Raw genomic sequence first — 26,098 nt, forward strand, 5'->3', positions numbered from 1 at the left:
AGCGACGTAGGCGATCCGTGGCTCGCGTGCGAGTCACCGACCGCCTGGGCTGACGTCACCTCTGCGACCGGGCGGATCGATCCGCCGGTCCCATCCGAGCCGCCGCGTCGATCCGTACGGATCCCCATCCGGCGATCCGCGTAAAGCGCGGGTCCGAGCGAGATCGGCGTACCGATGAATCTGGAGAAGTTGCTGGCCGACCGGCTGGCACCGGCGTTCGCCGCGGTCACCGGCGGTCCGGTCGACCCCGTCGTACGGCGTTCGCAGCGGGCCGACTTCCAGTCCGACGCGGCCCTGCCGCTGGCGCGGCGCCTCGGCCGCCCGCCCCGGGAGATCGCGGTCGAGGTGCTGGACCGGGCCGACCTCGCCGACCTGTGCGCGGCGGCGGAGGTGTCCGGTCCCGGCTTCATCAACCTGACGGTGTCCGGCGCGGCACTCGGCGGGCTGGTCTCCCGGATGGCCGCCGACCCCCGGCTGGGCGTGCCGGTCACCAGCACGCCGGAGACCGTCGTCGTCGACTACTCGGCGCCCAACGTCGCCAAGGAGATGCACGTCGGCCACCTGCGCTCGACGGTGATCGGGGATGCGACGGTGCGGCTGCTGGAGTGGCTCGGCCACCGGGTCGTCCGGGCCAACCACCTCGGCGACTGGGGCACCCCGTTCGGCATGCTGATCGAGCATCTGCTCGACCTAGGCGAGGCGGAGGCGGTCCGGGAACTGTCGGTCGGCGACCTCGACACGTTCTACAAGGCGGCCCGGGCCAAGTTCGACGCCGACGAGGGGTTCCGGGAGCGGTCCCGGTCGCGGGTGGTCGCCCTGCAGGGCGGCGACGAGCGGACCCGACAGCTGTGGCGGCTGCTGGTCGAGCAGTCGACGGCGTACTTCCTGCAGGTCTACGACCGGCTCGACGTCACGCTGACCAGCGCGGACTTCCAGGGCGAGAGCCGCTACAACGACCTGCTCGCGCCCGTGGTGGCGGAGCTGGACCGGCTCGGACTGTTGCGGGACAGCGGCGGAGCCGCGTGCGTCTTCCCACCCGACAGCACCGGTCGGGGCGGCCAGCCGTTGCCGCTGATCGTCCGCAAGTCCGACGGCGGCTACGGCTACCCCGCCACCGACCTGGCCGCTCTGCGGCACCGCACGGCCGAGGTCGGCGCCACCCGGTTGCTGTACGTCGTGGGCCTGCCCCAGCGGCAGCACTTCGACCTCGTCTTCGCCGTCGCCACCCAGGCCGGTTGGCTCCAGCCACCCGCCCGGGCGGAGCACGTCGGTTTCGGCTCGATCCTCGGACCGGACGGACGGATGCTGCGCAGCCGCAGCGGCGACCCGGTGAAACTGGTGGCGCTGCTCGACGAGGCGGTCGCGCGCGCCACCGAGCTTGCCCGGCGGAAGAATCCCGAGCTCGACGACCGCGCGGCGGCCGAGGTCGGCCGGGCGGTCGGCATCGGCGCCGTCAAGTACGCCGACCTGTCCACGGACCGCAACCGCGACTACGTGTTCGACTGGAACCGGATGCTCTCGCTGGACGGCAACACCGCCCCGTACCTGCAGTACGCGTACGCCCGAATCCGGTCGATCTTCCGGCGGGCGGGTGGCGGCAGCACCGGGACGACCGTGCGGCTCGCCGAGCCGATCGAGCGGGCCCTCGCCATCGAGTTGACCGGCTTCCCGGCGGCCGTGGCTGCCGTACAGCACGACCTGGAGTTCCACCAGCTGGCTGGCTACCTTCATCGGCTCGCCACCACCTTCAGCGGCTTCTACGAGCGCTGCCCGGTGCTCCGCGCGGATCCGCCGCTGCGGGACAGCCGGCTGGTGCTCTGCGACCTGACCGCCCGCGTCCTCCGGCAGGGCCTGCACCTGCTCGGCATCCGCACCCCGGAACGGCTGTGACGTCATCCGCCTGATCGGCCGAATCCGACGAAGGACCGGGCCCGGACGCGTGACCACCCTCGTCGTCGGTGCCCGGCCGGGACGGCTTCCGGCCACACCGCCTCGGCGGGCAGGCTGGTGGCGAGCCGGAGCACGGTCAGGCTGGCCAGCGCGACGACGACCGCCACGGTCAGCCAGAGCAGTTGCGGGTTCACCGTGATGACGCTGGTGACGCCGGCCGGCGCGACGATCGCCGAGACCGCCCAGGTGAGCTGGTAGACGGCGAGGTAACGGCCCCGGTGCGACGCCGGTGCCGCGCCGGCGCCGAGCGAGGCCGACGGTGTGGTGTGCAGCAGTTCGCCGAGGGTGTACAGCAGTGTCGCGACCAGCAGCCCGACTGTCACCGCGACGCCGGCGGGCAGCAGGGCGGCGAGCGCGAAGGCAGCGAACGCGGCGATGAGGACCACGCCCGCGAAGGCCATGGCGTGGGTCCGGCGTACGGCGCGCTGCCAGCGCAGCACCGGCAGTTGGCCGACGCCGACGAGGACGGCGTTGACGGTGAACAGCACGCCGAGCAGGCCGGCCGGCGCGTCCAGCACCACCACGGCGTACACGGGTACGGCGAGCGGGAACACCCAGTGGGCGGCGGTGAACGCCAGCTCGGCCAGGACCAGCCGCCGGAACGGCCGGTCGGCGAGGACCCGGCCGTACCCGGCGAACATCCCGACCAGGCTCTGCCCGTCGGCGCGTCGCCCCTCGACACGGGAGCCGGGGTGGGCGGGCGTTGCGGTCATGGCGAGCAGCGCCGCCGCGAGCAGGAAGCTCGCCGCGTTACCGGCGGCGATCAGGTGGTACCCGGACTCCCCGACGAACTCCACCGCGGCGGCGGTGAACAGCCCGCCGAGTCCGAAGCCGACGTTGCGCCCGGTGCGGACCAGTGCGTAGAGCCGGTCCCGGGCGGCGCCCTCCGCCAGCTCCGCGACGTACGCGCTGTTGGCGGCGTAGTAGCTCCGGTCGCCCGCGGCGACCAGTGCGGCGACGGCGACGAACGCCCCGAAGCCGTCGACCAGCGGGTAACAGGCGAATCCCGCCGCCCGCGCGAGATAGCTGGCGATGATGATCTTCCGGGCTCCGAACCGGTCGGACAGCACGCCGGCGACCGGATTGGCGACCACGCCGGCGACCGCCGCGATGGTGAGCCCGAGACCGATGGTCGCCACTGGCAACCGGGTCACCTGGTGGAAGAAGAGCACCGTGAGCGGCAGGTAGAGCCCCGAGCCAAGGGCGTCGACGAAGAGCCCGGCCAGATAGCCCGCGCCGGCGGTGGGGAACGGGCCCTGCCGACCGGCGCGCCGCTGGGTCGTATGCACCGGCAGATCGTGGTAGCTCAACCAGACTTCAGGTCAACCCACCGGGCGCCTGTCGTGGCCGTCGTCACCGCAGCGACGCCGGCAGGTCCCCCGCATGGCTGCCTACCGGTCGTCCACCACCGGGCCCTGGTCCACCTGACCCGGGTCGCCACGAGTCTGGTCCTCGGTCGCGCGGTCCCCGGAGTCTCTCGGCTGGCGGCGCAGGATGAGCTCCTCCAGCACGTTCAGCCCGACGACCACCGCGAGCAGGGTGACCAGGGCGGCCAGGGCCGGTATCAGGGGCGCCAGCGGCAGCAGAACCAGGCAGACGGCGCCCGCGCTGATCCGCCTCCAGGCGATCTTCCGGTTGATCCGCCAGTGGGTGTACGCGAAGGTGGTGAGGAAGAGTGCGGCGCCGGCGAACAGCGGGCCTGCCGCGCCGGCCTCGAACGGCTCGACCGGCGCCATCACCCCGTCGGCCAGGCCGACGGCGATCATGATGATCCCGAAGCTGAAGAGCAGGTGCCCGTAGACCATGACCGAACGGCGTACGTCCGCCTGCTCCGCGGTCCGCTCCACCGCCTGCCGGTAGGCCCGCACGCCGTAGATGAAGTACGCCCACCAGAGCGCGCACACCAGGGCGTAGCCGGTGCCGATGGCGATCAATCGGGCCAGGGTCGCCGGCTCGTCGACGGCCACCATCCCGACCTCGATCACCGACTCGCCGAGCACGAGGATGATCAGCAGCCCGTAACGGTGCGTGTAGTGCAGCGGCCGGACCCGGACCGCTGCCAAGGTCCCACGCGCGACCCGGGCGCCCACCACGTCGACGAGCACCGCGATCGACCAGAGCACCATCCGGGTCGTGCCGGTAAGGATGCCGCCCGCCAGTTGCAGCGGCCCGGCCACCAGGCTCGTCCCGTAGGAGCGGAAAAGAGGGGACCTCCAGCCGTGCGGACCGGGCAGGGCCAGTGCCGCCAGCAGCACCCGCATCGCCAGGTAGACGCCGGCGAACAGCAGGCCCCGATCACCATAGGCGCCGGGAATCGCCAGGGCGAGCAGCAGGCTGGCGAGCCCGAGGGCGAGGATTCCCGACCGGTCCAGAACACTGCCGATGTTCCGTTGGTCGGTGTAGATCGTGGTGGCGACCCAGGCCCAGTAGATCGTGACGAACAACAACAGCACCCGGCCGATGCCCGCCCAGCTCTGATCGGCGTGCAGCATCTGGGAGAACTGGGTGAGCGCGAACACGAAGGCCAGATCGAAGAAGAGCTCTTCCCAGGTCACCCCCTTCTCCGGAGGCGAGGGTCGCACCACAACACCATATCGACGCGTCAGCCGGACAGATCCCGCTTCGACCCAAGCGGCCCGGCTCGTCAGGTGTCGCGGCTCGGCGTAGCGGTGGGGGTCACGACGCGGCCGGTGGTGCCCGTCGGCCTGCGGTGCCGAGGCGTCGGCGGTCTCACCTCGCCGTCCCGACGCCGCCGACAGCCCGGACGGTGATCACACCGGCAGCGGCGCCCGGGGCGCGGCCAGCGCGGCGGGCAGCCCGGCGACCTCCACGTCGACCGCGAGCAACGCGCCGTCGACGGGGCCGCGCGGCGTCAGGCCCAGCGCGGCGGTGGTGATGAAGAGCCGGCGCAGGTCGGGCCCGCCGAGGCAGACGCTGGTGGGCTGGGCCGCGGGCAGGCGGATCTCACGGTCCAGCGTCCCGTCCGGCCGGTAGCGGCGGACGGCGTGGCCGCCCCAGAGCGCCACCCAGAGATGCCCCGCGGCGTCGACCGTCATCCCGTCCGGCGCGCCCTCGCCGGGCGACAGGCGCAGGAACGGCTCCCGGGCGGAGAGCGCGCCGGTGGCCGGGTCCACGGTGAACCGGTCCACCTGGCCGAGCGGGGTGTCCGCCAGGTACATCACCGTGCCGCCGGCATCGAAGGCGGGCCCGTTGCTGATGGTCAGCCCGGTCACCGCCGGCTCGGGCAGGCCGCCGGCCGGCAGCCGGTAGAGGGTACCCGCGCCCGGGGTGGCGTCGTAGGCCATGCTGCCCGCCCAGAACCGGCCGTGCGGATCGGCCACCGCGTCGTTCATCCGGGCCGGGGCCGGGTTCTCCCCCTCCAGGTCCGCGATCGGCTGCGGAGTTCCCGCGCCGTCCAGCACCGCCACGCCGGTGCCGACCACCGCCAGCCAGCCGCCCGGCCGCCCGGCGATCGGAGCCACCGCCCCGAGCGGACCGTCCACGGTGCACACCTCGCGCAACGGCGCGGGCGCGTCCCCGGTGGTCTCCAGCAGGCGACCGGCGAGCAGGTCGACGAGGACGAGCCGCCCGTCCACCCAGCGGGCGCCCTCGCCCAGTTCGAGGCGGTCACCGCTCCACGGGATCGGTTCGGTCAGCACCAGATCTCTCCTTTCGCTGGTCGACGCGGCTGTCGGGCACGCGGGAATGTCCTCCCGGCGCTCGGTGCGCGGTGACGGTCAACCGCCAGCCGACCTCGCCGCTCGGCGGCACCTCGGCGGCGTCGCCGGGGCCGGCCTCGGCCAGGTCGAAGACGGCGCCGAGCATCGGTTCGAGGCCGACGCTGCGGTAGGGCGCGTCGGTGGGCCAGCCGCGCAGGTTGCGCCAGAGCGCGGTGGCGCGGGGCTGGCCGTCGCAGTCGAGGTGCAGGGTCAGCCGGTCGGTGCCGTCGACCACCCGCACGGTCGGGCAGCCCAACAGCACCGCCCCCACTGCGGTGCCGTCGTCCGGGCCGAGCCGGTCCAGCGGCAGCCCGGCCGGCCCGGGCCACGGCGCGGTGAGCCACCGGGCGCCGGCCGGCCACCGGTTGGCGGGCAGCAGCGCGGCGGCCTCCGGATAGAGCCGGGTCGGAGTGCCGGCGGGCGCGTCCAGCCGGGCGGCGGCGGAGAGGTCGAGCAGCGCGTGCGCCGCCCAGATGAAGCGGTAACCCGGCTCGGCCTCGAGCCGGTAGTCGGCGACCACCGCCCCGGACCGTTCGGTGAGCCGCCGGGTCAGGACGAAGTCCGGACACTCGACCGTGGCGGCGCCGGCGCCGATGGTCCGCCACGGCCGGGACCAGACGTCGCCGTGGTCCGGCCGGCCGCGTACGGTCGGCAGGCACTCCTCCAGGCCGCCCGCGTCGACGAACGGGTCACCGGCGCGCACCCGGTCCCGGCCGGTGCCCGGCCGCCGCCAGAGCCACTCCCGGCCGCCGCCGCGCAGCGTCGTCCAGCGGCCGCCGCGCTGGTCGTCCGATCCGACCCGCAGCGGCACCGGGATCTGCGCCGCCGGCGGCCGGCCCTCGGCGGACGCGCTCACCATTCGGCGAAGGAGCCGTCGTCGTGGTGCCAGACCGGGTTGCGCCAGGCGTGCCCGGTCCGCGCCGCGGCCCGGACGGCCGCCTCGTCGACCGTGATGCCCAGTCCGGGCGCCGTCAACCGGCGGATGTGCCCGTCGACGAAGCGGTACGGCTCCGGGTCGACCAGGTAGTCGAGAAGTTCCGAACCGGCGTGGTAGTGGATGCCGATGCTCTGCTCCTGGATGAGGAAGTTCGGTGTCGCGAGGGCCACCTGGAGGCTGGCCGCGAGCGCGATCGGACCCAGTGGACAGTGCGGGGCCAGCACCGCGCCGTACGTCTCGGCGAGCGCCGCGATCCGGCGTACCTCGGAGATGCCACCGGCGTGGGACAGGTCCGGTTGGACCACCGCGACCCCGGCCTGCAACGGCCCGAGGAACTCCCCGCGGCCGTACAGCCGCTCGCCGGTGGCCACCGGGATGGGTGAGCAGGTGACGATGTCGTGCAGGTGGTGGGCCTGTTCGGCGAGGACCGGCTCCTCCGCGAAGAGCGGTCGCAGGGCGGCGATCTCGGGCAGGATGCGGCGGGCCGCGGCGGCGCTGGCCCGGCCGTGGAAGTCCAACGCGAGGTCCCGGCTGTCGCCGAGCACCTCGCGGGCGGCGGCGACCCGGGCGATCACGGCGTCCACCTCGGCCGCGGTGGGGATCGCGGAGAGCAGGCCGCACGCGTTCATCTTGACCCCGGTGAGCCCGGCCGCGACCTGCGCGGCGGCCGCCTCGGCGACCTCGCCCGGCTCGTCGCCGCCGATCCACGAGTAGACCCGCACCCGGTCCCGCACCGCGCCGCCGAGCAGGGCGTGCACCGGGACGCCGTACGCCTGCCCGGCGATGTCCCAGAGCGCCTGGTCGAGGCCGGCGACGGCGCTGGAGAGCACCGGCCCGCCCCGGTAGAAGCCGCCCTTGGTGAGGACCTGCCAGTGCTGCTCGATCCGGAGCGGATCCTCGCCGACCAGGTACTCGGCCAGCACCTCGACGGCGCTGCGGACAACCTCGGCGCGTCCCTCCACCACGGGTTCGCCCCAGCCGACGAGCCCCTCGTCGGTCTCCACCCGGCAGAACAGCCACCGGGGTGCGACGAGGAAGGTCTCGATCCGGTCGATCTTCACCGGTCGCCCTTCCGCCCGCGCACCTTCTCGACGTCCCGAACGGCCTTGTCCAGCAGGCTCCGCATGGCGGTCTCGGCCGCGGCCTCGTCCCGGGACCGGATCGCGTCCACCACCGCCCGGTGGCTCGGCACCGGGTCGTCGTGCGGCTCGCCGCCGTGCACCAGCCGGTCGCGTTCGGCGAGGCCGGTCTCCATCACCACCTCCATCCGCTCCAGCAACTCGTTGTGCGTGGCGGCGAGCAGCGCGCGGTGGAAGTTCAGGTCGGCGGCGACGGCGGCGGCCGGATCGCCCTTCGCGGCGGTCATCTCGTCCAGCGCGCCGTCCAGCGCGGTCAGGTCGTCATCGGTCGCCCGGCCGGCCGCCAGCCGGGCGGCGGCCGGCTCGATGATGGTGCGGACCTCGTGCAGCTTGTCGAGCAGCCGCGGGTCGGCGCCCTCGGCGAACTGCCAACGGATCACGTCGCCGTCGAGGAGGTTCCAGTCCGCCCGGGGCCGGACGAACGTGCCGCGCTTCTGCCGGGCGTCCACGATGCCCTTGGCGGAGAGCACCTTGAGCGCCTCCCGCAACGCGGTGAGGCTGACGTCGAGCTCCGCTTGGAGCGCGGCGATGTCCAGGGTCGCGCCGGCGGGGATCTCTCCGGCCAGGATCCGGCGCGCGATCGCCTCGACGGTCTGCCCGTGCAGGCCACGGCGTGCGTACTGTGCCAATGCTCTTCGCACCTATCGGTTCGTCGGTATCGATCGGTCAGGCTGAGGTTTTCACCGCGGTCCAGCCACCGTCCACCACCAGGCTCGCCCCGGTGACGTACGCGGCGTCGGGCGAGGCGAGGAAGGCCACGGTGGCCGCCACCTCGTCCGGGGTGCCGAACCGCTTGGCCACCGTCTCGGCGACGCTGCGCCGGCGGTCCGCTTCGGACACGTCGTCCCAGGCGGCGGTGAGGATCGGCCCCGGCAGCACGGTGTTCACCCGGACCTCCGGCCCGTACTCGACGGCGAGTTGGCGGCCGAGCGCGACCAGGCCGCCCTTGGCGGCGGCGTAGGCGGGTCGGCCGGGCAGGCCCACCAGCGCGTGCACCGAGGAGACCAGCACCACCGCGCCGCGACCGGCGCGGAGGTCGTCCAGGCAGGCCCGAACGCCGAGGAAGGTGCCGGTGAGGCTGACCGCGAGCTGATGGTCCCAGGACGTGCGGCTGGTCTCGTGGGCGGGGGCCACCTCGACCGCGTAGGCGTTGCTGACCAGGATGTCGACCGGCCCGAACGTGCGACGCACCGTCGCCACCGCGGCCGCCCAGTCGGCCTCGTCGGCGACGTCGGCGACCACCGGCACCGCCCGACCGCCGGCGGCGGTCAGTTCCTCGGCGAGCGGCGTGGGGTCGCGTACGTCCAGTAGGCCGACGGCCGCGCCCTCCGCCGCGAGTCGCCGGGCGGTGGCCGCGCCGATCCCCCCGAGCGCTCCGGTGACCAGCGCGGTCCTGCCGTCCAGTCGTCGCATGTGGTGGCTCCCCCGTCCGCCGACACTCTGGATGATCTAATCATTAATTAGTAAAACATCTTGACAGCCACATGCGACGGATGCAACCTTCGGGCCACACCGTTCACATGACTGACACAACCGCGTTGTCACGCACCGTGTCACTGAGGAAGGGACACCCCCGTGAGCGACTTCAACCCCGGTCGCCGCCGGTTCCTTGGGCACCTCGGCCTCGCTGGCGCCGGCGCGCTCGGCGCCGGCTCGTTCCTGACGGCCTGCGCCAGCTCCGCCAGCGGACCGGCGGAGAAGGCGTCCGGCGCGGTCACCCTCCAGTCGAACCTCTCCTCGCCGCAGGCGAAGGCGGCGATGGAGAAGCTCATCGAGAGCTTCAACAAGCAGGGCAAGGGTCAGGCGAGCTTGAACACAATCGCCTCCGAGACCTACCGCACGCAGCTTCCCACCTACCTGACCTCGGCGAACCCGCCGGACGTCTACACCTGGTACGCCGGCTCGGTCGCCAACAACTACGCCAGCAAGGATCTCCTGCTCGACGTCTCCGACGTGTGGCAGGGGCTGGGCGACTACCCCCAGTCGCTGCGGACCATCTCCACCGACCCGACCGGCAAGCAGATCTTCGTGCCGATGACCAACTACTGGTGGGGCTTCTTCTACCGCAAGTCGAACTTCGCCAAGTGGGGCGTGCAGGAGCCGAAGACCTGGACCGAGTTCCTCGCGCTCTGCCAGACCCTGCAGGGCAAGGGCGTCGCGCCGATCGGCATCGGCCTCGGTGACACCCCATGGGTCGCTTCGGCCTGGTTCGACTACCTGAACATCCGGATCAACGGCGCCCCGTTCCACCGCGAACTCCTCGCCGGCAAGCAGCGGTTCGACGACCCGAAGGTCAAGGCGGTCTTCGCCCGCTGGCGCGAGGTGCTGCCCTACTTCGACCCGAAGGGCAAGGCGTACCCGTTCCAGGAGGCGACCACCGCGCTGCTGGCGAACAAGACCGGGATGTTCCTGATCGGCACCTTCTTCGCCGACGCCGCTCCGAAGGACGCCCTCGGCGACCTCGACTTCTTCCGGTTCCCGATCATCGACCCGGCGGTGCCGGTCGCCGAGGAGGCGCCCACCGACGGCTTCTTCGCCAGCGCGAAGACGGCGAATCCGACCGGCACCCGGGCACTGCTCACCTACCTGGCCTCGGTGGAGGCGCAGGAGACGTACATCAGGAGCAGCTCGGGCATCGTTTTGCCGGCCAACCCCAAGGCGAAGGCCGCCGACTCCCCGCTGGTCGCCAAGGGCAAGTCCATGCTGGACAGCGCCGCGGAGCTGACCCAGTTCTTCAACCGCGACTCGAGCGACGCGTTGCAGCCGACCGCGGACACCGCGCTCACCAAGTTCATCGACAAGCCGAACCAGATCGACGCGATCCTGCGCGAGTGGCAGGCCGGCGCCGAGAAGGTCTTCAAGGGCTGATGGCGACACTCGCACCGGCCACCTCCCGGACACCGGCGGCGGGCGCGACGCCGAAGCAGCGGCGACGCCGGCGGAACCGCCCGTCGCCGCTGCTGGTGGCGTTCGTCCTGGTGCCCTTCGCGGTCGAGAGCATCTGGGTCTTCTGGCCGGCCGTGCAGGGCTTCTGGTTCTCGCTCACCCGGTGGGACGGCCTGGCACCGCCCACCTTCATCGGCTTCGACAACTACGTGGAGCTGGCCGGCGACCCGATCTTCCGGGGCGCGCTGGTCAACACCGTGATCTGGCTGGTGCTCTTCGGCGGGCTGTCGGTCGTCGGCGGGTTCGGCATGGCGCTGCTGCTGCAGCGCGAGCGGCGCGGGGTGGGCTTCTACCGCGCGGCGCTGTTCACCCCGGTGGTCTTCTCGCTGGTGGTGACCGCGCTGGTCTGGCGGGTCTTCTACCAGCCCGACGGGCTGGCCGACCAACTGCTGCGCGCGGTGGGCCTGGAGCAGCTGATCCGGCCCTGGCTCGCCGATCCGCAGACCGCGCTCTACGCGGTGATCCTGCCCGCGCTGTGGCGGCAGATCGGCTACGTCATGGTGCTCTACCTGGCCGGCCTGAAGGCGATCGACCCGGCGTTGCACGAGGCCGCCCGGGTGGACGGCGCCAACGGCTGGCAGCGGCTCTGCAAGGTGACCATCCCCCAGCTGCGCGGGGTCAACGCGGTGGTGCTGTCGGTCATCGTGATCGACTCGCTGCGGTCGTTCGACATCGTCTGGGCGCTGACCCGTGGCGGGCCCTACCACTCGTCCGAGCTGCTCAGCACCTACATGTACTCCGCCGCCTTCCAGAGCCTGCGGCTGGGCTACGGCTCCGCCATCGCAGTGGTGATCTTCATCCTCGCGCTCGCGGTCATCCTCGGCTACCTCGTGCGCGCGTTCCGGGAGGACACATGATCCGCGCGCTGCGCACCGGCGCCTTCCACACCGGCATGAGCCTGCTGGCCCTGCTGTGGCTCGGCCCGATCCTCTGGGTCGTCGCCATGTCGACGAGGACCTTCGACGACATCGCGGCGCACGGGGTGGGCAGCCTGCCGCGCTCGTTCACCCTGGACACCTACCGGCAGGCCTGGACCGACGGCGGTGAGCTGCGCGCCCTGGTCAACAGCATGCTGGTCACCGTGCCCGCGGTCCTCCTCAGCCTGGGGCTGGCGGCGGTGGCGGCGTTCGCGCTCAGCCGGTTCCGGATCCCCGGCCGGCGGACGATCCTGCTGCTCATGCTCGCCGGAAACCTGCTGCCGCCACAGATCCTGCTCATCCCGGTCAGCAAGTTCAGCGAGCTGACCGGCCTGTACGACACCCTCGCCGCGCTGATCGCGGTGCAGGTGGGCTTCGGGCTAGGCTTCTACACCTTCGTGCTGCACGGCTTCATGCGGGACCTGCCGGGCGAGATCCAGGAGGCGGCCACCATCGACGGGGCCGGGCCGGCGCAGATCTTCGCCCGGGTGATCCTGCCGCTGACCCGACCCGCCCTGGCTGCGCTCGGCGCGCTCTCCTTCACCTGGATCTTCAACGACCTGCTCTGGGCGATCACCGTGCTGCGCACCGACGACCGGATGCCGGTGACCCCCGCCCTGCTCGCCCTGCAGGGACAGTTCGTCTCCTCGTGGAACGTCATCGCCGCCGGCACGGTGATCGCGGCGGTGCCGACCCTGCTGGTCTTCCTGCGCTTCCAGCGGCACTTCGTGTCCGGCCTGGCGATCGGAGCCGTCAAGTGAGCGGGCCGGCCGACGAACCCGGCAACGTCTACGAGCGCGCCGCCGCGCGCGCCGTGGCGGACGCGGGCGACGAACCGGCCCCGCTCGCCGGCCCGTGGACGCTGCGCGGGGTGGAGACCGAGTACACCGTCGTCGTACCCGGGCACGGCCGGTGGCTGGAGCTGGTCGCCTGGGGGCCGTCCGGAGTCGCCGACGGCCCCTCACCGGTCAGCTACACCGGCCCGACCCCGTTCCTCACCGCCGGCGACTTCGCGCCGGTGGAGTACGCCACCGACGCGGCCCGCCCGTTCGCCGGCGCGGACCTCGTCGTCGAGACGGCGACCGGCGACCGCCGGGTCTCCTGGCGTTTCCAGCAGGCGACGACCGACAGCGGTCAGTTGCGGGTCACCTTCGCCGACCCGGTGACGGGATTGCGCGCGGAGCACTGCTACCGCGTCCCGGCCGGCACCGACGTGGTGGAGCGGTGGGTCGAGCTCGACAACACCGGCCCGGCGCCGCTGCGGCTGGCCCGGGCCGGCTCGGCCGGGTTCTGCGTGCCCACCCCCCACGGGGCCCGGCTGAGCTACCAGTGGGGCCAGTGGGCGCAGGAGTTCCAGCTCGCGCACGCCGACCTCGACCACGGGCAGTTCACCGTCGGCAGCTCGCAGGGGGTGCCGGGGCACACCTTCGTACCGTGGCTGGCGGTCCGGGACCGGGCCGCGACGGACGGCCCGACCTGGGGCGTGACACTGGCCTGGACCGGTTCGTGGCAGATCGTCGCCGAGCCGGACACCGGGGGGCTCACCCGGATCCGGGTCGGTCGCCGGCTGGTCGACGGCGGGCTGGACCTGCCCGCCGGCGGGCGGCTCACGCTGCCGGTGGTCGCCGGGGCCTACAGCGACGCCGGGCTGCACGGGCTGGCCCGGGTCTGGCACCGCTACCAGCGGCAGCTCGCCGGCGACCGGCTCGATCGGGCCCGGCCCGTGCTCTACAACTCGTGGGAGGCGACCGAGTTCGCCGTCGACGCCGGCAACCAGCTGGCGCTGGCCCGGATCGCCGCGGAACTCGGCGTGGAGACCTTCGTGGTCGACGACGGTTGGTTCGTCGGGCGGCACGACGACCGTGGCGGGCTGGGCGACTGGACCCCGGACCCGGCCAAGTTCCCCGCCGGGTTCGACGCCTTCGTCGCCGAGATCCGCGCGCTCGGCCTCACCTTCGGACTCTGGGTCGAGCCGGAATCGGTCAGCCCCAGATCGGGCCTCTACGCCGAGCACCCGGACTGGATCTACGCGATCGACGACCGGCCGATCACCCCCATCCGCAACCAGTACCTGCTCGACCTCGGCCGGCCCGAGGCCGCCGAGTTCGTCCACTCGACGCTCGACGGGCTGCTCCGCAAGCACGACATCGGGTACCTGAAGTGGGACTTCAACCGGCCGCGTACCGAACCCGGCCGGCCCGGCGCGGCCGTCCGGCCGGACCTCGACGGCGCCCACGTCACCAACCTGCACCGGATCTACGCGGCCCTGCGCCGGGACCACCCGCACGTGGTGATCGAGGCGTGCGCCGCCGGCGGCGCCCGGACCGACCTCGCCATGGCCGCCCACGCGGACGTCTTCTGGCCGAGCGACAACACCGGCCCGCTGGACCGGCTCGCCATCCAGTACGGCTTCCTGCACGCCAACGCCCCGCACCTGCTCAGTTCGTGGGTGACCGACGCGGTCGGGCTGTTCGACCAGCGACCCCGCTCGCTGGCCTTCCGGTTCGTGCTCGCGATGGCCGGGGTGCTCGGCATCGGTGCGGACATCCGGCACTGGACGCCGCGGCAACGGGCCGAGGCGGCGAGCTGGATCGCCCGCTACAAGCAGATCCGCGAGGTGATCACGCACGGCGAGGTGCACCTGATCGGCGGCCCCGACCAGCCGCGCTGCGCCGTGCAGTACACCGCGCCGGACGGCGACACGGTCGTCGTGCTCGCCTGGCACACCGGCCGGCTCGACGGGCACGGGCTGCTGCCCTCCCGACCGGTCCGGCTGCCACTGCGCGGGTTGGCCGCTCGGGCCAGCTACCAGCACGGCGAGCACACCTACTCCGGCAGCCACCTCACCGCGGTAGGCCTGCCGGTGCGGTGGACCGCGGACCACGACGCGGAACTGTTCGTCCTGCTCCGCGGCTGACGCCCCCGCCCCCGTCGGGCCGGGCGATCCCCGCGCCGACAGCATCCGAAAAGACAGTCGCACCCGGGTGAACCATCACCCGGGTGCGACTGTTTCCGGTTCAGCAGCTGGCGTTCAGGCCGGCCCAGTTGGCCCGGTCGTTGTAGCCGCCGTCGCCCGCGTCACCGACCACCAGGTCGAGCACCCGGACGCCGGTCAGGTCGACGTCGACCTGGCGGAGGTCGTCGCGGGTCAGCACCCCGCTGTCGAACAGCACCCGGCCGTCGCCGACCACCTGGAAGGTCGCCGTCGCACCCTCCGGCCCGACGTTGCGCACCGCGTCGTCCAGGCCGACGACCGCGGTCAGCCGACCGCACTCCTTGCCGACGTAGTACCGGACCGTGGACGGTGAGGCGACCCCGATGCCGGTCGGATACACCTGACCGAGCATGCTGATCGGCGACCAGCCGCCGACGCTGAGATCGACCGTCGGGCTCATCCAGCCACTGGTGGCGCTGACCCAGCCGTGGTGCGACAGGACCACCTCGCCGTCCGGCGGCGCGGGCGCCACGACCACCGCCGACACCGTCGTCTGCCGCAGCCGTCCCTGCCCGAGCACCCGGTACGACGTGGTGGCGGTCAGGGAGGCGGCGCCGGGCTCGGCGGAATCCGGCAGCGCCACCGTGAAGGCGTAGGTGGCGGCCCCGCCGGGAACCAGCCGGTCCGGCGCCGTGCCCGACGGGCGGACCGTCCAGCCGGCGGGCGTCGCCAGTTCGACCTGCGGCGCGAACACCGGCCGCGGGCCGTCGTTGCGGACCACCACCTCGACCCGCGCCTCGTCGCCGCCGGCGAGCATGGGCAGGTGACCGTCCGGCACCGGGTCGGCGCCGACCCGGGTCACCTCCGGCAGGCCGGCGGTCACGTGCGGCACACCCGGCTCGCCCTCGGCCGAACCGACGCGGAACAGCGCCGCGCCGTGGGCCGGAACCGCCGCGCTGATCGTGCCGGCGCTCTCGGTGACCTGTTCGGTCCAGGCGTTCGCCACGGTGAACCGCGACCCGGGCAGGCCGACCTCGGCGGCCGTCGTGGTCACCACCGCCGGGGTCTCGCCCCGGTTGAGCAGCACCACGGCCCAGTCGCCGTCGGCCAGGCGCTTCACCCACGTCTCGGTGGTGCCGGCCGGGCCGACCCGGACGGCCTGGACCGCGGCGGCGTCCTGGTTGATCGCCAGCACGTCGGGATCGGTGAGGATGTCGACGGAGGTCTGGCTGAGCTTCCGGACGTCGCTACCGATCACCAGCGGCGCGGCGGCCACGGACCAGAGCGTCATCTGGGTCCGGAACTCCTCGTCGGTCATCCCGAGTTCCGGGGCGAGGTAGTCCGGGTCGTTGTACCGGCCCGGCCCGACGACCTCGGGGTGTCGCGCGTTCACGTCGTAGTTGCGCAGCACATCCTTGAACTTGATGTCGCCGACGAAGCCCACGTCGGTGTACGTCCGCCAGGACTGCGCGATCGCCGGCGCGTAGGTCCAGGAGTACGTCGACTGCTGCTCCTCCGGGTAGTCGCCCCAGTCGGGCGAGGTCACCGGGTTGCACAGGTTGAAGATGATCGGCCGGCCGCTGGCGTTGTTCCGCAGCGCGTGGGCGAACTCGGTGTAGACGGTCTTCGGGTCGAGATCCGCGGCGATGCCGCAGAGGAAGTCCACCTTCACCGCGTCGAACTCCCAGGCGGCGAACTGGTCCGCGTCGCGCTGGTAGTAGCCGCCGCTGCCGAGTCCGCACTTGCCCGGGATGTACGGCCCGGCGTCGGTGTAGATGCCCGCCCGCAGACCCTTGGCGTGGATGTAGTCCACCAGCGGCTTCAACCCGTTCGGGAAGCGGGTCCGGTCGGCCTGCAGGTCGCCGGCGGCCGTCCGCGGCTCCGGGTCCTGCCAGCCGCCGTCCAGCCAGACGATGTCGTAGCCGGCTCGGGCCAGGCCGCGGGAGACCAGGGCGTCGGCGACCTGCCGCACCGACTCCTCGGAGAAGTTGCCGCCGAGTCCGAAGTAGGTGTTCCAGCCCTGGTACGGCGTGGGGCTGAGCACCTGCTGGGGCGCCGGCGCGACGCCGGCGACCGCGGCGGCCGGCTCGGCGTGCGCGGGTGCCGGCGCGACCAGCAGGCCGGCCGCAAGGGCGAGCAGGGCGATCGGTACGTGTCGTTTCACATCGGATTCCTTCGCTGCCGGTGGATGGGCGGCGCCGCGAGCTACCTGCCGGCCGACCTCCGGTCCGGCACGTGCTCCGGCTGGACCTCGCTCCGCCGCGGGGGCTTGTCGCCCGGTCGCGCCGGAGCCCGGAGCGGCACCGCGCGGTTCGCGGCCGGTGCCGTGGGCACGGTGGTCGTTCCACTCACGACGGACGCCGCGGGCGGACGGCCGGAGGTGTCCGACGTGGCGGTGACGCACCGGTCGACGTGGGTCCCGGCGCTGCAGACCCCGGTCCGTTGTGGAACGGATCCTCGATCGGTTGCCAGACCAGTCATGCCCGTACTCCTGAGGTGTGTTTCCGGGATCTTGCCGCCGGTCACCGTCAGGTGTCAATATTAATTCGTAAATTATGAGTTCTAGTTGCGGCAGCGTGTCCACACCCGACGCGGGTAGCACGTACGACAACGGTGGGACCGCGCCATTCGCGGCCCCACCGTCGTTCGATCGTCCTGTGTGGCCGGCCCCGAGGCACCTCGCAGCGGCGCCGGTCGGCGTCGGTGCCGCTCGGCTCCTACCCCTCCGGCGGCGCCTCGTCGGTCCAACCGGCGCTGCGCACGAGGGTGTAGCGCGCCAGCTTTCCGGGGGCGGCGCCCGAGCCGCCGAGGTCCCAGGACTCCTCGGCGAGGGCCTGTCCGGTCCCTGGGTCCACGATCAGCCGGATCTGGACCAGGTTGCCGCCGTCTCCACGCCGGGTGTACGCCACGGCCATGCCGGCCCGGCCATGCCGGTCCTCGACGGGGCCGAGCAGGGTCACGCCGTCGAGGTCGGCCAGCAACCGGTAGGCGGCCGCCCGAACCCGCGGGGTCGCCGGTACGTCGAACAGCAACTCCTTCGCGCTCCAGAACAGGAACGCCTGCCTGACCGTGACACTGCCCTTCGCGCCGCGCGCCCTGAGCAGTGCGGCCTTCAACGCCGCCGGATCGGCCGGCAGCGCGGACAGCTCCGCCAGGGTCATCGGCATGCCGCCCACCATGAACGTCTCCCTGGGCGTGCCGCCCATGCCTCTCCTGGGCCGGGGAGGTCGCGCGTCGATCACCTCGGTCGGTCCGGCCGCCGCCTCGATGACGATCGGATCCGGTAGGTCCGGGTCCCTTTCCGTCCACCGGGTGGGCGAGCCGTCCCGCCGCCACGCGGCCTCGTCAGCGGCCGTGGCCGGCACGGCACCCAGGTGCTGCGAGACGAGACAGCTCCCGTCCCTCGGGTCGCTCGCATGCCAGTACTCCGTGCCGTGCCGCTCGACGACGTCGTACCGCGCTCCCGCCGGACCGACCTGGCGGACCAGGCCGTCCTCGATCTTCCGCACCCAGTACCGGCCGCTCGTGGCCGCCCCCTGGTCGACCTGTTCGGCGGCGGCCAGCAGGAACTGCTGCGCCGTGACCGGCCGTTGCGAGGGAACCGGCTGCTCCGTCGGGACGGGCTGCTGCGCGACGGCCGGACCGCTCCGGGCCGGTGGCGTGGCGGCGGGTCGGTCGTACACCACCGCGACCGCCAGCACCCCCGCCGCCAGCGTGGGGGCCAGCCCGGCGGCCAGCATCAGCCGACGCCGCGACGCCCGCCGCACCGCCAGCCCCGCCGGGTCGTCCGGCGGGCACGACATGATCGCGGCCAGGTCGATCCGACCCGGATCCGGGTCGAGACGTCGAGGACGGGCCTCGGAGAGCAGGCGCACCAGGTCTCGATGCCGACTCATCGGCTGAACTCCTTGATCACGTAGGTGGATGAGGCACGACGGTCGACCTCGTCGGCGCCGGTCATGGCCTGGTTCAGCCGTTTGCGGGCCCGATGCAGCCGGACGAAGAACGTGGCCACCGAGCAACCGACCACCCGAGCCGCGGCCGGGTTGGACAGCCCCTGCCACGCCACCAGCGTCAGCAGTTCCCGGTCGCTCTCGCCTAGCCGGGCCAGCGCGGCGAGCACGGCCGCCCGTTCCGCCACCCGGTCGGCCACGTCCGCGTCCGCCTCGTCGACCCAGGCCCGCAGCTCCGCCGCCACCGACGACTGCCGCAGTTCGGCCCGGTACCGCTCGCGCACCACGTTGCGGGCCACGCCGAGCAGCCACGGCAGCGGTGCCGCCGGCACCTCGGACAGTCGCCGCCACGCGACGAGGAAGGTCTCGCTGACCACGTCGTCGGCGAGCTGCCGGCCCGCCCGGCCCACCGCGTACGCGTACACCTGCGCGTGGTGTGCCGCGTACAGCTCGGTGAACCGGGCCTTCGCATCTGGTTCCGCCACTGGCTCCTGCTCCTTTTAGAAGGCACGCCGTCACCAGGTAGTGCGGGTGAGCGCACGATTCTTACCGCCAGACGCGATCTCCGGACGTTTCCGAGGGGGCTGTCCTCCGCTCCCGCGCGGGACAGCCCCTTCGTCGGACGCGGTCGCGGGTGGCCCGGCGGCTAGGCTGGCAGGCGCGTTCCCGTGGGACGACTCACGTCGGGCGTTCGCCGACGCCACCCGGTGGTTCGTCCGCACCTGGCCCGTCCGGCCACCGCCGTCGGGGTCGCCTCCCCGGGCGACTACTTGCGGGCGACGAGAGCCGCCGCCGGGCCGGCGGTCGCCGCCCGCGGGCGCGAGGCTGGAGCCACGTTGGGCGGCGAGCCCGCGGCCGCCGTGGCACGGATCGCCGCGCGCGTGCTGGTCCTCGTCGACGCGCAAAACGGCGCCGCACTGGTCACGACGATCGTGGGCGGCATGCGGCGCGGGGACTACCTGCCGAGCCGGACGTTCGAACTCGCTGTGCACACCGCGGACCTCGCCACGGCGCGCGGCCTACCGCCGGACGTTCCCGCGACCGCCGCGGCGCAGGCCCTTCGCATCGTCGCCGACCTCGCCGTCGCCGACGACGTCGCCGGGCCGCTGCTGCTCGCCGCCACCGGCCGACCCGGCCCACCGGCGGGTTTTTCGGCGCTCTGACCCGGCAACGCGGCCGGCCACTCCGCAGCCGCCGCGTTGCGTGCACCCGGCGACCGGTGCGGTTACTTCACCTTGCGCGTCGACCGGGCCACGATGGCGTCGTACTCGGGGTGCTTGCCCAGCCAGCCGCTGAGGAACGGGCAGATCGGCACCACGGTTCGGCCTCTCGCCCGGGCGTCGTCCATCACCGCACGGGCCAGGGTCGATCCGACCCCTTGCCCCTCGAACTCCGGGCCGACCTCGGTGTGGGTGTAGGCGATGATGGCGCCGCTCAGCTGGTAGGTGACCACGCCGGCCAGCGCTCCCGACTCGTCCCGCGCCTCGAAACGCTCCCGCTCCGGCACGTCTGTCACGGTGAACTGCACCCCGCCATCCAACCACGGGTTCCGCCGGGCGAACCGAGCTGGCCCGGCCAACGGGCCGGGAGGCGGCCGGACGGACCGAGGCCGGCCCGCCTGCGGCGGACCGGCCTCGGGGTCGGGCCGTCGGAGATGTGCCCGACGGCCCGACCGGTCGGTCAGTGGATGACGACCGGCGTCTTGGCCTGGCCGCCCTGCTCCTCGTCGAGCAGGTGCGACGGCTCGCGCCGACGGGGCAGGAACGCCGCCGGGATGAACGTGAGCAGCACCAGCGCGAACCCGACCCAGAACGTGGTGGCGAACGAACCGGCGGCGAAGTCGAGGCCACGCTCGATGATCGACGGGTCGACCGGGAACTGCTGGGCCAGCTCCGGCTGCTGCTGAATGCCGATGGCGAGGCCGGCTTCGGTCACCGGCTCGCCGCTCGGGCCGGTGACCCCCGGCACGGCCGGGGAGCCCTTCAGCTCGTTGGTGAGGATCACCGACATCACCGCGGCGCCGACGGACCCGCCGATCTGCTGGAGGATGTTGACCAGCGTGGAACCGCGGGCCACGTCGTGGGCGTGCAGGGTCTTCAGCGCCGAAGTCATGATCGGCATCATGGTGCCGCCCATGCCCAGGCCCATCACGAACAGCGACCCGCAGAGCAGCCAGTACGACGTGTGCGGGTCGACCTGGGTGAAGGTGAAGAACCCGACCGCGATGAGCGCGAGCGCGAACGGCACCGTGCGACCGACCGGCACCCGGTCGGCCAGCGTACCGGCGATCGGCATCGTCACCATCGCGCCGATGCCCTGCGGGGCCATCAGCAGGCCGGCCGCCAGCGTCGTCTCGCCGCGGATCTGCAGGAAGTAGCTCGGGAACAGCAGGCCGGCGCCCATGAACGCGATGATGAACACGAACAGGGTCACCGTCGCGATGGTCAGGTTGCGGTTGCGGAACAGCCGCAGGTCGAGCAGGGGGTGCCGGGGCTTGAAGGAGTAGAGGACGAACCCGACGACGAGCGCGCCGCCGACCAGCATGGGCGCCCACACCTCGGCGTCGGCGAAGGTGCCCGCCTCGGGCAGCGTGGAGATGCCGTAGAGGAAGAGGGCGAGCCCTGGCGAGAGCATCAGCATGCCGATGAAGTCGAACGACTCGGACGGCTCGGGGGCGTCCTTCGGCAGGACCAGCTGCGCGTAGATGAGACCGATGACGCCGATCGGCAGGTTGATCAGGAAGATCCAGTGCCAGCTCGCCGTGTCGATCAGCCAGCCGCCGAGGATCGGGCCGCCGATGGGCCCGAGCAGCATCGGGATGCCGAGCACGGCCATCAGCCGGCCGATCCGGTTGGGTCCGGCGGCCCGGGTCATGATCGTCATGCCGAGCGGCATGAGCATGCCGCCGCCGAGGCCCTGCAGCACCCGGTAGCCGATCAGCTCCCCGAGCGTGTCGGCGGTGGCGCACAGCCCGGACCCGATCGTGAACAGCGCCAGCGCGACCATGTAGAGCCGCTTGGTGCCGAACCGGTCAGCGGCCCAGCCGCTGAGCGGGATCACCGTCGCCAGGGCGAGGGTGTAGGCCGTCATCGTCCAGGCAACCTCGGCGTAGGTCGCGTCGAACTCGCGCTGGAAGGTCGGCAGGGCGACGCTGACCACCGTCACGTCGAGGATCGACATGATCGCGCCGAGGACGACGACCCCGGCCACCTTGAGAACGGCCGCGTCGAGCTTGTCCGATGTCGCCATGGATTGCTGTGTCACAAAATCTCCTGAATCCCCGTTTCGGCCGGCGGGCACTGGCCGGGCGCCGGGCCTCGTGCGGCGCGCGTAGTCACGTCTGGGAGCCGTGCCCGCAGGCAGACTAACGAGCGGGACCGACAATCGGCCTCCGGTTTCCGGCCGTCGAGGCCGACCTCACTCCGCGCCATCCCACCCGAACGGCCCAGGTCGAGGCGACGACCAACGGCCGCGCCGCCGCCGGTGGCGGCGTGGCACTCCGAAGCTGGCGCCCCGGCGACCAGGGCACCTCTTCACAGGCGTCGCGACGGATCCATCGATCTCGGGCCTGCCGGCCCAGCCGGCGAGCCGCGCCTCGACGTTCGCGGCCGGCGGCGGAGCGGATGGCTATGAGCGCTGTCACGCCCGCCACCCGACGGTGTCAGCTCATTTGTCACACAACTGTCGAGGAACCGCATCGCCACCTCCACGATCCTCACCGAGGGTGGGCGGACACGACGCAGTGCCTGGCAGCCGTGGACGACACCCGCCAGCACGAACGGAGGACCCATGGTGTTGCCCTGGCCATTTCCCGACGACCCCTGGTTCCGCTCCCCGGAGGTGCCGGAGCAGCAGAGCGAGGACCTGCGGCTGGCCGCCCTCGTGGCCCAGCGGCTGAGCATCGACTGGACCACCCGCCGGCAGCAGATCGCGGTCACCGTGCAGAACCGGGTGGTGATCCTCGCCGGGATCGTGGCCAGTTCCGAGGCCCGCCAGGTCGCCGGCGACCTCGCGTGGGACGTGCCGGGCGTCTTCGACGTGTGCAACTCGCTGCGCCTGCGACCGGCGGAACGGCCGGGACCGAGGGGTCGGTAGGCCTTCCGCCGTCGCTCCCGTCAGTGGGCGGTCGTCGGCGGGTGGGGATCCAGTGGGCGCTCGAAGAACGTCTCCAGGACGACGATGGTCCGCGTCCCGGTGACCCCCTCGACCTGGAAGAGCCGCCGGAGGCTGGCCTGAAGCTGCTCCGGCGTGCCGACCCGGATCTTCACCAGCACCGAGGCGGGGCCCGCCACCACGTGCGCCTCCTCCACCTCGGGCAGCGCGGCGAGGGCCTCGTGGGTGGACGGGTCGCCCATCCAGGCGTTCGCCTCCACCATCACGAAGGCGAGCACGCCCCGGCCCACCGCGGCCGGGTCCACGTCGACCGTCGTCCGTCGGATGATCCCCTGCTCGCGCAGTTTGCGGACCCGCTCGTGCACGGCCCCGGTGGAGAGCCCGACCGTCGCGGCCAGCGCGGCGTACGGCTGGTGGGCGTCCCGTTGCAGGGCGGCCAGCAGGTCACGGTCGATGTCGTCCACGCCGCCTCCTGAAGCTCGTTCGGTGTTTCCTCCGAACTCCGATCCTGGTTCGGACATGTTAGCTTGTTACCGAACGTGAGTGACACGGGAGGTTGCCATGGTGGATCGGTTCCGGACCCGCTTCGAGGTGCTCGACGAACGGTTCGCGCGGGTGAACGGCGACGAGTGGGTGCAGTGCCTGTGGACCGGGGGGCGCTGGCTCGAGGGGCCGGCCTGGTTCCCGGCAGGGCGCTACCTGCTGTTCAGCGACATCCCCAACGACCGGGTGCTGCGCTGGGACGAGACCACCGGCGCGGTCGGGGTGTTCCGCCAGCCGGCCGGATACGCCAACGGGCACACCGTGGACCGTCGCGGCCGGCTGGTGAGCTGCGAGCAGGGGCGGCGCCGGGTCACCCGGACCGAGCCGGACGGCTCGGACACGGTGCTCGCCGACCGGTGGCGCGGCAAGCTGCTGAACAGCCCGAACGACGTGGTCGAACACTCCGACGGGTCGATCTGGTTCACCGACCCGAGCTACGGCATCGACAGCGACTACGAGGGCAACCGCGCCGAGTCGGAGATCGGCGGCAACCACGTCTACCGGGTCGACCCGCACAGCGCCGAGGTGCGCGTCGTCGCCGACGACTTCGAGCAGCCCAACGGCCTGGCGTTCAGCGCCGACGAGGCCACGCTGTACGTGGTCGACACCCGGCGCCGGCACATCCGCCGCTTCGACGTACACGACGACGGGACGCTCGCCGGGGGCGACGTCTTCGCCACCTGCGACGCCGGTTCCTTCGACGGCGTACGGCTCGACGAGGCCGGCCGGGTCTGGATCGCCGCGCACGACGGTCTGCACTGCTTCCACCCGGACGGCACCCTGCTCGGCAAGCTGCACCTGCCGGAGGTGGTCGCCAACTTCACCTTCGCCGGCCCGAAGCGCAACCACCTCTACATCTGCGCCTCCAGCTCGCTTCTCACCCTTCGGGTGAACGTCAACGGCGTCCGCTACCCCGGTTGGTGACCAGCACGCCGCGGTTACCCGCGATGGCCGGTGCGGCGTCGCCGCACCGGCCATCGGCTACGAGGCGCTCGCTGAGGTGTCCGCGTCGAGCCGCACGGTCAATGACCGATGCCGACCTTCTGCCCGGGCAGCGCGAGGTCGGCGACCACCGGCAGGTGGTCGGAGGCGGCGGTGGCCACCGGGGATGCGACGACCGCGATCGTACGAGCGACGACGTCGCCGGACTGCATGATGTAGTCGATGCGGTGGGTGGGGTCCTCGGCCGGGTGGGTGTGCCCCTCGCCGACGCCGGCCGCCTCCCAAGCATCCACGAGGTTCTCGACGAGAGTCCGGATCTCCGGCGTGTCCGGGGTCACGTTGAGGTCCCCGAGCAGGACGACCGACTCGTCGGGCACGCCGATGAGCTGCGCGATCGCCTGCGCCTGGGCAACCCGCTCGGCGGCGTCATTGTGCTGCAGGTGGGTGTTGTAGACCTGTACCGGCACCCCCCGCACGTTGATCCGGGCCCGTAACAGGCCGCGTTGCTCGTGGTTGCCGAACCGCGGCAGGTAGGTGTTCTCCCACTCCAGGATCGGGAAGTTCGAGAGGATCGCGGTGCCGTACTGGCGACGCGGCTGACCCGGGGCGAGCGGGTCGAGATCGAGGTTGGCGCCGTAGACGACGTGCATGTTCAGCGCACGCGCGAGCCAGGCGGCCTGGTCGACGAACTCGCTGCGCTCGCCGAAGTGCCGATCGACCTCCTGGAGGCCGACGACGTCGAGCCGGCTGTCCCGGATCACCTGGGCCACTCGGGACAGATCGAGGATGCCGTCGGTGCCGGCCCCGTGATGGATGTTGAAGGTCATGACGCGCACGGGTCGATCCGGCGCCTGCGGTGGGGGCGAGTCGACGGCCGCCGCTGCCGTGGCCGGTGAGGCCAGGACCGCCGTCGTCGCCACGACGACGAGGAGGGGCAGGAGTATTCGTGGGATCCGCATCTGCGGAGCATGCCAGTTCACCGTGACATCGCCCCGAATGGTGGGCAAAGGACTCTGTACATCGGATGGCCGTGTTGATCCCGCGGTTACGCGTCGGATAGAGACTGTCGATGGTCATTCCCTGACCAAGGAGCCCATGAGTGCACGTCAGTATGGCGACCAGCGCCGGTAAGGCCGGCCAGCCGAACGAGGACTTCGCCGGCGCGGTGCCCGGCGCTGCCGTGCTGCTCGACGGCGCCGGCATCCCGGGAACCGAGTCGGTCTGCTCCCACGGTGTCGCCTGGTACACACACCGTCTCGGCGGCGCGCTGCTCGGCCGGCTGTCGCGTGCCGACGGGCGAGACCTCGCGGCGATCCTCGCCACCACGATCGGCGAGATAGCCGCCGAGCACAGTGGCACCTGCGACATCACGAACCCGAGCAGCCCGCAGGCGACCGTGGCGATGGTCCGCGCCCACCGGGGCCGCCTGGACTATCTCCTGCTCGCGGACTCCTTTCTCGTCCTCGACCAGGTCCGCGGTGGCCCGCAGGTCATCACCGACGAGCGGGAGGTGACCGCCAGGCGCAACTGCTCGGCGCCCCTGGACGGCATTCCTGAAGGAACCCCGGAGTACGACCGGATCCGGGACTCCTGCGTAGAGGCGCTGCGGGCTCGCCGGAACCAGCCGGGCGGCTACTGGATCGCCAAGGACGACCCGCGCGCGGCGCAGGAAGCGGTCACCGGCAGCCGGCCCCTTCATGACCTGCACAGCCTCGTGCTGCTCAGCAACGGCGCAAGCCGCATCGTCAGCCCGTACGGCCTGACCGACTGGCCCGGCCTAATGGAACTGCTCGGCGCCAACGGGCCGGCCGACATCATCCGCCGCGTCCGACAGGCCGAAGCCCAAACCTCCGCGGGCCTCGATGCTCGGGTACCCGACGACGCCACGGTTGCCCACTGCACCCACCTGCCGGACATCCGGTGAACGTTAGTGGACACCGCACCAGAGAGGCTCCGCCTCGGACCGCCGAGCAGGCCGGTTGAGCTGGACAAACAGCCTGTGGC

At 72.5% G+C, this 26,098-nt stretch carries 23 protein-coding genes; 9 read left to right on the forward strand and 14 right to left on the reverse strand.

Annotated features, from left to right (window positions below; all coding sequences use genetic code 11):
• The first annotated feature begins 174 nt into the window (after positions 1–174).
• Complete coding sequence (gene argS, locus ACVCAH_RS28380) at positions 175–1,890, forward strand: arginine--tRNA ligase (RefSeq protein ID WP_447139285.1); 1,716 nt, start codon at positions 175–177, stop codon at positions 1,888–1,890.
• A 2-nt stretch (positions 1,891–1,892) separates the two neighbouring features.
• Here argS and ACVCAH_RS28385 read toward each other — a convergent pair whose 3' ends face one another.
• The 7 genes from ACVCAH_RS28385 to ACVCAH_RS28415 all read right to left on the reverse strand — a co-directional run bounded on the left by ACVCAH_RS28385 (position 1,893) and on the right by ACVCAH_RS28415 (position 9,158).
• The gene (locus ACVCAH_RS28385; RefSeq protein WP_447139286.1) at positions 1,893–3,239 is read right to left on the reverse strand and encodes an MFS transporter; all 1,347 of its coding nucleotides are present in this window, start codon (positions 3,237–3,239) and stop codon (positions 1,893–1,895) included.
• 102 nt (positions 3,240–3,341) lie between these two features.
• Positions 3,342–4,532, reverse strand: coding sequence for a low temperature requirement protein A (locus ACVCAH_RS28390; RefSeq protein WP_447139287.1), 1,191 nt, complete (start codon positions 4,530–4,532; stop codon positions 3,342–3,344).
• Between the two features lie 189 nt (positions 4,533–4,721).
• On the reverse strand, positions 4,722–5,609 hold the full coding sequence (locus ACVCAH_RS28395) for an SMP-30/gluconolactonase/LRE family protein (protein WP_447139288.1): 888 nt from the start codon (positions 5,607–5,609) through the stop codon (positions 4,722–4,724).
• Complete coding sequence (locus ACVCAH_RS28400) at positions 5,578–6,528, reverse strand: hypothetical protein (RefSeq protein ID WP_447139289.1); 951 nt, start codon at positions 6,526–6,528, stop codon at positions 5,578–5,580. Before ACVCAH_RS28400 ends, ACVCAH_RS28395 begins: the two co-directional genes overlap by 32 nt.
• Entirely contained in the window at positions 6,522–7,667 is a 1,146-nt protein-coding gene (dgoD, locus tag ACVCAH_RS28405) for a galactonate dehydratase (protein ID WP_447139290.1), read from the reverse strand. The genes ACVCAH_RS28400 and dgoD overlap by 7 nt, the downstream gene beginning before the upstream one ends.
• A complete protein-coding gene (locus ACVCAH_RS28410) occupies positions 7,664–8,374 on the reverse strand; it encodes a FadR/GntR family transcriptional regulator (protein ID WP_447139291.1) in 711 nt (236 codons plus the stop codon). Before ACVCAH_RS28410 ends, dgoD begins: the two co-directional genes overlap by 4 nt.
• A 37-nt stretch (positions 8,375–8,411) precedes the next feature.
• Entirely contained in the window at positions 8,412–9,158 is a 747-nt protein-coding gene (locus ACVCAH_RS28415) for an SDR family NAD(P)-dependent oxidoreductase (protein ID WP_447139292.1), read from the reverse strand.
• A 162-nt stretch (positions 9,159–9,320) separates the two neighbouring features.
• Between ACVCAH_RS28415 and ACVCAH_RS28420 the strand changes: the two genes are divergently transcribed.
• Genes ACVCAH_RS28420 through ACVCAH_RS28435 form a run of 4 tightly spaced genes read left to right on the forward strand, consistent with a single transcriptional unit; the run spans position 9,321 to position 14,525 of the window.
• Positions 9,321–10,613, forward strand: coding sequence for an ABC transporter substrate-binding protein (locus ACVCAH_RS28420; RefSeq protein ID WP_447139293.1), 1,293 nt, complete (start codon positions 9,321–9,323; stop codon positions 10,611–10,613).
• Positions 10,613–11,548 carry a carbohydrate ABC transporter permease gene (locus ACVCAH_RS28425; RefSeq protein WP_447139294.1) on the forward strand — a complete coding sequence of 312 codons (936 nt, stop codon included), beginning with the start codon at positions 10,613–10,615 and terminating at the stop codon, positions 11,546–11,548. The genes ACVCAH_RS28420 and ACVCAH_RS28425 overlap by 1 nt, the downstream gene beginning before the upstream one ends.
• Positions 11,545–12,369, forward strand: coding sequence for a carbohydrate ABC transporter permease (locus ACVCAH_RS28430; protein ID WP_447139295.1), 825 nt, complete (start codon positions 11,545–11,547; stop codon positions 12,367–12,369). Before ACVCAH_RS28425 ends, ACVCAH_RS28430 begins: the two co-directional genes overlap by 4 nt.
• A complete protein-coding gene (locus tag ACVCAH_RS28435) occupies positions 12,366–14,525 on the forward strand; it encodes an alpha-galactosidase (protein ID WP_447139296.1) in 2,160 nt (719 codons plus the stop codon). Before ACVCAH_RS28430 ends, ACVCAH_RS28435 begins: the two co-directional genes overlap by 4 nt.
• Before the next feature lie 100 nt (positions 14,526–14,625).
• Here the strand turns inward: ACVCAH_RS28435 and ACVCAH_RS28440 are convergent, their stop codons facing one another.
• The 3 genes from ACVCAH_RS28440 to ACVCAH_RS28450 all read right to left on the reverse strand — a co-directional run bounded on the left by ACVCAH_RS28440 (position 14,626) and on the right by ACVCAH_RS28450 (position 18,981).
• Positions 14,626–16,707, reverse strand: a complete 2,082-nt coding sequence (locus ACVCAH_RS28440) for an NPCBM/NEW2 domain-containing protein (protein WP_447139297.1) — start codon at positions 16,705–16,707, stop codon at positions 14,626–14,628.
• A 553-nt stretch (positions 16,708–17,260) separates the two neighbouring features.
• Positions 17,261–18,439, reverse strand: a complete 1,179-nt coding sequence (locus ACVCAH_RS28445; RefSeq protein WP_447139298.1) for a CU044_5270 family protein — start codon at positions 18,437–18,439, stop codon at positions 17,261–17,263.
• Entirely contained in the window at positions 18,436–18,981 is a 546-nt protein-coding gene (locus tag ACVCAH_RS28450) for an RNA polymerase sigma factor (RefSeq protein ID WP_447139299.1), read from the reverse strand. The genes ACVCAH_RS28445 and ACVCAH_RS28450 overlap by 4 nt, the downstream gene beginning before the upstream one ends.
• Positions 18,982–19,203: 222 nt before the next feature.
• Here ACVCAH_RS28450 and ACVCAH_RS28455 point away from each other — a divergent pair, with 222 nt between their 5' ends.
• A complete protein-coding gene (locus tag ACVCAH_RS28455) occupies positions 19,204–19,659 on the forward strand; it encodes a hypothetical protein (RefSeq protein WP_447139300.1) in 456 nt (151 codons plus the stop codon).
• A gap of 62 nt (positions 19,660–19,721) precedes the next feature.
• Here ACVCAH_RS28455 and ACVCAH_RS28460 read toward each other — a convergent pair whose 3' ends face one another.
• A complete protein-coding gene (locus ACVCAH_RS28460; protein ID WP_447139301.1) occupies positions 19,722–20,024 on the reverse strand; it encodes a GNAT family N-acetyltransferase in 303 nt (100 codons plus the stop codon).
• A gap of 152 nt (positions 20,025–20,176) precedes the next feature.
• Positions 20,177–21,745, reverse strand: coding sequence for a DHA2 family efflux MFS transporter permease subunit (locus tag ACVCAH_RS28465; protein ID WP_447139326.1), 1,569 nt, complete (start codon positions 21,743–21,745; stop codon positions 20,177–20,179).
• Between the two features lie 540 nt (positions 21,746–22,285).
• Between ACVCAH_RS28465 and ACVCAH_RS28470 the strand changes: the two genes are divergently transcribed.
• On the forward strand, positions 22,286–22,591 hold the full coding sequence (locus tag ACVCAH_RS28470) for a BON domain-containing protein (protein ID WP_447139302.1): 306 nt from the start codon (positions 22,286–22,288) through the stop codon (positions 22,589–22,591).
• Positions 22,592–22,611: 20 nt separating this feature from the next.
• Here ACVCAH_RS28470 and ACVCAH_RS28475 read toward each other — a convergent pair whose 3' ends face one another.
• Positions 22,612–23,073, reverse strand: coding sequence for an Lrp/AsnC family transcriptional regulator (locus tag ACVCAH_RS28475; protein WP_447139303.1), 462 nt, complete (start codon positions 23,071–23,073; stop codon positions 22,612–22,614).
• Between the two features lie 97 nt (positions 23,074–23,170).
• On the opposite strand from ACVCAH_RS28475, the gene ACVCAH_RS28480 reads away from it, so the two are divergent.
• A complete protein-coding gene (locus ACVCAH_RS28480; RefSeq protein WP_447139304.1) occupies positions 23,171–24,076 on the forward strand; it encodes an SMP-30/gluconolactonase/LRE family protein in 906 nt (301 codons plus the stop codon).
• Between the two features lie 98 nt (positions 24,077–24,174).
• Here ACVCAH_RS28480 and ACVCAH_RS28485 read toward each other — a convergent pair whose 3' ends face one another.
• Positions 24,175–25,053 (reverse strand): endonuclease/exonuclease/phosphatase family protein, encoded by an 879-nt coding sequence (locus tag ACVCAH_RS28485; RefSeq protein WP_447139305.1) that lies wholly within the window; start codon positions 25,051–25,053, stop codon positions 24,175–24,177.
• A 140-nt stretch (positions 25,054–25,193) separates the two neighbouring features.
• On the opposite strand from ACVCAH_RS28485, the gene ACVCAH_RS28490 reads away from it, so the two are divergent.
• Positions 25,194–26,018, forward strand: coding sequence for a hypothetical protein (locus tag ACVCAH_RS28490; RefSeq protein WP_447139306.1), 825 nt, complete (start codon positions 25,194–25,196; stop codon positions 26,016–26,018).
• Positions 26,019–26,098: the final 80 nt, after the last annotated feature.

The organism is Micromonospora sp. LZ34 (genome assembly GCF_052981855.1).